General features: G+C 51.5%; 2 protein-coding genes. Both read right to left on the reverse strand.

The window, feature by feature from the left end:
• On the reverse strand, positions 1-218 hold a 218-nt coding region (locus VM802_RS21535; RefSeq protein WP_325534432.1), incomplete at its 3' end, for an ester cyclase.
• Positions 215-6,790: a beta-ketoacyl synthase N-terminal-like domain-containing protein gene (locus tag VM802_RS21540; protein WP_325534434.1), complete on the reverse strand. Its 6,576-nt coding sequence runs from the start codon at positions 6,788-6,790 to the stop codon at positions 215-217. The genes VM802_RS21535 and VM802_RS21540, both read right to left, overlap by 4 nt.
• Positions 6,791-6,806 lie beyond the last annotated feature (16 nt).

The raw sequence follows: 6,806 nt of genomic DNA on the forward strand, positions 1-6,806 counted from the left end.
GCACACTCCATCCAGTCGTCCACGAGAAAACGGATGTCCGGGAATGATTCCAGAAAGCCCTCCACAAAACGCCGGAAATCCGTAATCCCTTTCAGGCGACCAGAAGTACCGTACCTGATAAAATCAGGTGACAGCACTTCGGCAGCCTTCTCCAGTCCATCTTTAGACCAGAGCTCATTGTAACGGATCATGATATTCAAATGCGCTGTACTTGTCATACATCAGATTTTTTAACGGCAACGACTACACTCTGTTCCAGTTCTTCAGTTGGCACACCGGGAATGCCCAGTATCTCCACCTGCTCAAAACCATTGGCTTCCAGTATGTCCCTGAGGGTGGTATTCTGCAGCAGCGGAGAATGCGGAATGCGGACATGGCCATCTTCAAACTGCCACCATCCTTCTGTCAGACCGAATGTCACCGTGTTATAATCCTGTAAACGGGTTATCTGGTTGATCACAAATGCGCCGCCTGGCTTCAACAGCCCGTGTACCTGCTTAATGGCAGTGGCAACATTTCTCACTCCCTGCAACATATTGCCGGCTATCACCACATTCATACTTCCAGGTTCAAAGCCTTGCCGTTCCACAGACTTCTGAATATCCAGCTGTTTGAAATCAACAAACGGGTATTTTTCACGCAACTTTCTTTCGCCGGCGCTTACAATACCTTTGCTGCTATCGGTATACAGGTAGCGAACCTGCTGCGCATAGTTTTTCAACACCGGCAGCAGGCCTTCATTGCCGCTGCCGCTGCCGGCGCCAATTTCACAGATATTGATCACTGAGTTGGGATATTGCTGTTTCCGCATAATCATAATATCAGCCACATACTGTTCTACAATTTCATTATAGAAGCGGGCCTGGATGTTATCGTTATACAGTCTCCCCACAAGTACGTCGCTGCCTTCCGGAAATATCACATCCGTCCCTTTTCTACGGCCGGCCATTACTTCGAAAATATTTTCCAGACAGGCCAGCAGTAACGGTACATATCCTTTAATATCTTCCGGCTGGTTCTCCTCCAGCACGTGCTGCTGGTCTGCCAGGGCTTCCAGCTCCGGCGCTACGGCTTCTGCCGTAACGGTAATAACAGCACCTTTAATACTGATCCAGCCCCGTCTTTGTAATATGTCCAGCAAGGCAGCCAGCAATGCGTGATAAGACGGTTGTACAGACAAGCTGGTAATGATGTCATCCATTGTATACGACTCTTCCTCGTACTGCAACAGCCCCTGCTCCCGGAAACGTTTCAGCAGCAATGCCTGCAGGAAAGTGGTGAGTGAACCGAAACCATCTGCGAAGGCAGTGTAAGCCGTTTCGTCAATGGTGCGGAAAGTGCGGAACACCCGCTTGATGGCGTCGATGATCGTTTGCAACTGAGGCTGGTTCAGCATTTCGAAGTGATCTGAATCCACCTCCACCAGTTCCAGTTTGTTGGTAACGATCCCGCGCCATGGCGCTACGTAATCGTACATCGCATAGAGATCCAGTGCGGGCCAGTTCATGAAGTTGTCTTTCCCGATAAACCCTTTCTTCGTTTTCACAAACGTTACATCAGAAGCGCTGTAGGAATCAATCCGGTAAGTGCGGTAGGCTTCTTCTGAATAATCAGAACAGATCAGCCCTCCGCGGATATAGTTGAAGATATCATCCATTGAGATCATGGTCCTGGCACGTTCTTTCACGAGCTTGCAGATATGCCCGATATGAAGCCTGGGCGAGATCCCTGCAATATCTTTCCTGGTGATGGTAAGCTCAGGATTATCCGCCACTTTCAGGAAGAAGTTAGCCAGGTATATTTTCAGAAAATCGAAATCATAATGTTCTAGGAAGATATTGTTTACTTCTTCTGTAGTGGGGAATGTTTCCAGCAGGAAGAGATGACGGATCTTCTCCCCTTCTTCTTCCAACCGCTTCGACACCGCAACGGCGATCAATCCACCGAAAGAATATGCACATAATACATAAGGCCCATGCGGCTGCACCATCCTGATACATTTCAGGTAATGCTCCACCATCTCATCGAATGTCTGCGGCACGGTTTTGCCATCTGTACCGCGCGCCTGCAACCCGTACAGCGGGTAATCAGGCCCCAGCGCATCAGATACATTCTTGAACAATGTAGCAAAACCTGTGGCAGGATGGAACCAGAAAGAAATAGGTTGCGTTCCTGACGTATTGATCGGTATTAACTCCGGTGGATACGTCACCGTATTTTTTTTGGCAGCCGGTCTTGCCGCGGGTATGTTTCCTGACGGTATAACCATCTCCCCACTGTCCAATAATTCATTATGAACATATGCTGCCAGCCTGTTGATGGTAGGATGCTCCACGGCGGCAGACAACGAGATCTGTTGTCCGTAGCGGTCCTGTATGGCCTGCATAAAAATCAGGGAGAAGATAGAGTCCATGCCCAGTTCTGCGAGGTCATCATCTCCATTAACATCTTCTTCCGCTACTTTCAGTTTATCCGCCAGAATGGATTTCAGCTCGCGGACAATATGCTCCCTGCCCATTTCTGCTGATGCCGTGGTCTCGCTTACCACGGCCTGTTCCTGCTGCCGGGCTATTACTGGAATGCCAGCTGTCAACGGTACGCGCGGCGTAAGCCAGTAGCGTTTCCGTTCAAAAGGATATACCGGCAGCGGCACACGCTTCCTCACCTCTTGCGGGAATAGCTGCTGCCAGGGAACTACAGCGCCACGCAGCCATGCATCGGCCAGCGACAAATAATCCGCACTTTCGTCCACGGCGGTAACCGTTGCTGCTACTCCGCCATTCTGTTTATACGCCACAACGCTGCCACTCAGTACGTTGATATCGTATAGCCCTTCCAGGTAGTTATTCAGCGCCGCAGCCAGTGCAGCCGGACAGTCTGCCACCACAGCCAGGCGGCTGTCCATCTCCTCACGGCCAATCGCCAGCGTATATGCCACCTGGTGCCAGTACAAGGGCGTAAATGCGCCGGCGCCCTCCTTCTCCCGTATAAAATCCAACCAGCGGGTAACATATGTTTTCAGCCGTTCTTCATTTTTTGCAGACCATACAAACAGCCGCGGCGTAAAAGGCAAGCCCGCTGCCGGTGTTGCAGGAATATATTCTTCGAGGGCCACATGCGCGTTTACCCCACCGAAACCAAATGAGCTGACGCCCGCCCGCCTTGGCAACTCCCTGCCCTGCGCATCCGTAAGCGCCTGCCAGGGTTTTGTTTCAGACACGATATAAAACGGGCTCCGCTCGATTTTTACAAACGGATTCAGTGTCTTCAGGTTAACGATACCCGGCAGCGTTTTGTGCTGCATAGCCAGTACCACTTTTAACAGGCCGGCAATACCTGATACCGGCTCGAGGTGGCCTATATTGGTTTTTACCGTACCCACACCACAATAGGGCACAATGCCTTCGCCGGTTGCGGGCCGTTGCCTGGCAAGTTTCTTAAAGGCGCTCTTGATACCTTCTATCTCCACCGGATCGCCCAGTTTGGTACCTGTGCCATGTAGCTCCAGATAACTTACCGTAGCCGGATCAAAGCCTGCCTGCTGGTGCGCCTTCACAATCAGATCAGCCTGCGCGGCTGCATTCGGCGCTGTCAGCGAACTGGCTTTACCGCCGTGGTTCACTGCAGATCCTTTGATCACCGCATAGATATGATCCCCGTCCGCCTTTGCTTTTTCCAGGGGCTTCAGTAAGACCAATCCGATTCCTTCTCCTCTCACATAGCCGTTGGCGTTAGTGTCCAGCGTTTTACAGCGGCCATCCGGTGAAAGGATACCCAGCGTTGCGGCGCTAACGGTAGTATATGGATTCAACATGAGCGTTACGCCGCCTGCCAGCGCCATTTCGCACTCACCTCTGCGGATAGAGTCAATGGCTCTGTGCACTGCCACCAGGGCACTGGAACAGGCTGTATTATATGGTTCGCTGGGACCGTGGAAATTAAGCAGGTAAGATGCGCGGTTCACAAGGATAGACAACTCATTGCCCAATCCCATCTGCGCATTGTTCTCTCCATTGGTAATCAGCAGATACTGGTAATCCTGGAACTGCACGCCCGCGAAGATCCCGATATGACGCCCCGCCAGATCAGCAGCGCGATAACCGGCATCTTCTATCGTATGCCATACCCCCTCCAGAAAGACACGCTGCTGCGGGTCCATTGTTTCCGCTTCCCGGGGAGAAATATTGAAAAACCGGGCGTCAAACTTATCCGCATCCCGGATAAAGCCACCCCAGCGGCCTGCGGCCTGTCCTTCGTCGTACTCACTTTCAAAATCCTTCCAGTTCCACCTGTCTTCCGGCACTTCTGTAATAAGATCAGCCGCCGCTTCCAGTTGCTGCCAGTAGGCATCCAGGTCGGGCGACTGCGGGAAGCGGCCGTTCATACCGATGATAGCAATGTCAGTCACTTCACGTATAGCCGTTTCTGTTTGAGAGGACACAGGTGCACCGGCGCCTTGCGTAATGGCAGCAGCAGCAGGCGCCTGCTGCCGGTAATGCCTGCTGATTGCTTCCGGATGCTCTTCCAGCAGATGGGCGGATAACAGCAAAACAGATTGCTTCTCAAAGAATACTGCCGGTGTAATATCCAAACCGAAGGCGTGGTTGATCTGCTCGCTCAGCTGCACAAAAGAAGTAGACTCGTAACCATATTCACCAAGGTTGCGCTCAGGTTCCAGTCTTTCCTGCGGCAACTGTATCAGGGCCGCCGCTTTAGCCGCTATATCGTGCCGGAACAAAGCAAGTATATCCACCGCCGGTGATGCAATAACAGCCGGCGTATCCGCGTGGCGTTTACCCGTCTCCGTTATCTCCGGTACAGTTTTACCCAGGTCCGTTATCCAGTAACGTTCTTTGGTAAAAGGATAACCAGGCAGGGAAACAGTAAGCGGACGGCTTTCAGGCTTGTATAAAGCAGACCAGTCGATGTCAGCTCCCGCCGCCCAGGTGGCAGCCAACTGCTGCCACTGGCCTGCTTCCGCAGGTAACCCAGCTGTGACAGCGCTGCTGCTCCCGGATATTTCATCCGCTGAATAATTACCCCGCACATACTTTTCCAGCCTGTCAAGCAGCTCCCGTTCGCTGCCCGCCACCCAAGCTACACGGTGCTGCAACGCTTCGCGTCCCGTCTGTAATGTATATAATACATGATGGAAGTTATTCCCCGGTTGTAACAGGTATGTATGCAGTATCTGTGCATATTCCTTTAAACGCTCTTTATTTTTTGCAGAAAGTACAAACACCGGGATACTTTGTGTGGCAGCACTTTCTAGCCGCGCAGGATATTCTTCTATCACCAGGTGTGCATTTGAACCACCAGCCCCGAAGGAGCTGATGCCGGCAATCCGCGGATATAGTTTTTCATGCCCCGTGTCATCCCGCAGCAAAGGCCTCACCCAGTTGGATGTTGTCTGCTGTAAATAAAAAGGCGTTTTATTGAAAGAGATATTCGGGTTGATCTTTTCCGCATGAATAGACGGTGCTAACTGACCATGCTTCATCTGCAACAGCACCTTCGACAAACTGGCAATGCCTGCCGCAGACTCCAAATGGCCAATGTTGGATTTAGCAGAGCCAATGGCACAGAACTGCCCGAGTGCAGCCACATCTCCAAAGGATCTTGTCAGCCCTTCAATCTCTACAGGATCCCCGAGTGCAGTACCGGTACCATGTGCTTCGATATAAGTCACAGTACGCGGCTCCACTTTCGCCTGCTCAAGCGCCTGCCTGATCACATTCGCCTGCGTAGCAGGGTTGGGCACCGTATATCCGTTTGTTTTACCACCATGATTCAGGGCGCTGCCCTTGATCACACCATAGATATGATCCCTGTCAGCTATTGCCTGGCTGAGCGGCTTCAACAACACTGCACCAACACCTTCCCCGGGAATGTAACCCTCTCCTCCTTCTCCGAAAGAATTACATTTTCCTTCAGCAGAAATAAAATCAGATTGACTGAGCAACTGGTATTTATGCGGATGCACGGTAAGGTTCACACCTCCTGCCACAGCCAGTTCACACTCCTTCAGGAGGATACTGTTGCAAGCCAGATGGATGGCTGTTAACGAAGAAGAACACATGGTATCCACCGCGATGCTGGGTCCGTGGAAATTAAAAAAGTAAGATACCCGGTTGGCAACCGATGCGTACGACGAAGCAGCTACGTAAGCGTTGTTTTTATTACCGGCATTGTACAACTGGTATTCACCGTACATCACACCCGCGAACACACCTACCTGCTTGCCAGACAACCGTTGCCTGGTATAGCCCGCATCTTCCAGTGTATGCCATACCGTTTGCAGAAATATTCTCTCCTGCGGATCTGTGAGCTGCGCCTCCAGCGGTGAAATATTAAAGAACAGCGGATCAAATTTATCTGCATCTTTAATAAATCCGCCCCACTGACTGCGGATCTTACCCGGCTGATGTTTCTGTGTATCATAATAGGCGCCGTTATCCCAACGGTCTTCCGGTATAGCTTCCACGCAGTTTTTGCCGGCTTTGAGATTCTCCCAGAATTCATGCAGGTTGTCCGCCATCGGATAGCGGCCACTGATGCCAATAATAGCGATCTGCTCCTGCACAGTTGAAGGCTGCGGAGCGGTAACTGCCTTCACAGGCTCCTGTTGCACTGTCTTTCCAAAGAAGCGTTTTCTTTGCCGGAATAATGACTGCGGGGTATCTTCTACTTGCTGCTGCGGAGCTCCGCCGGACAACTGCCGGAGCTGCTGCGGATAAGCCGCCGCAAAATAGGTAGCCAGCTCTTTCAGATTGGGATATTCAAAAAACAATGTTTTGGACACTTCC

Source organism: Chitinophaga sp. (assembly GCF_035538455.1).
Lineage (GTDB): Bacteria > Bacteroidota > Bacteroidia > Chitinophagales > Chitinophagaceae > Chitinophaga.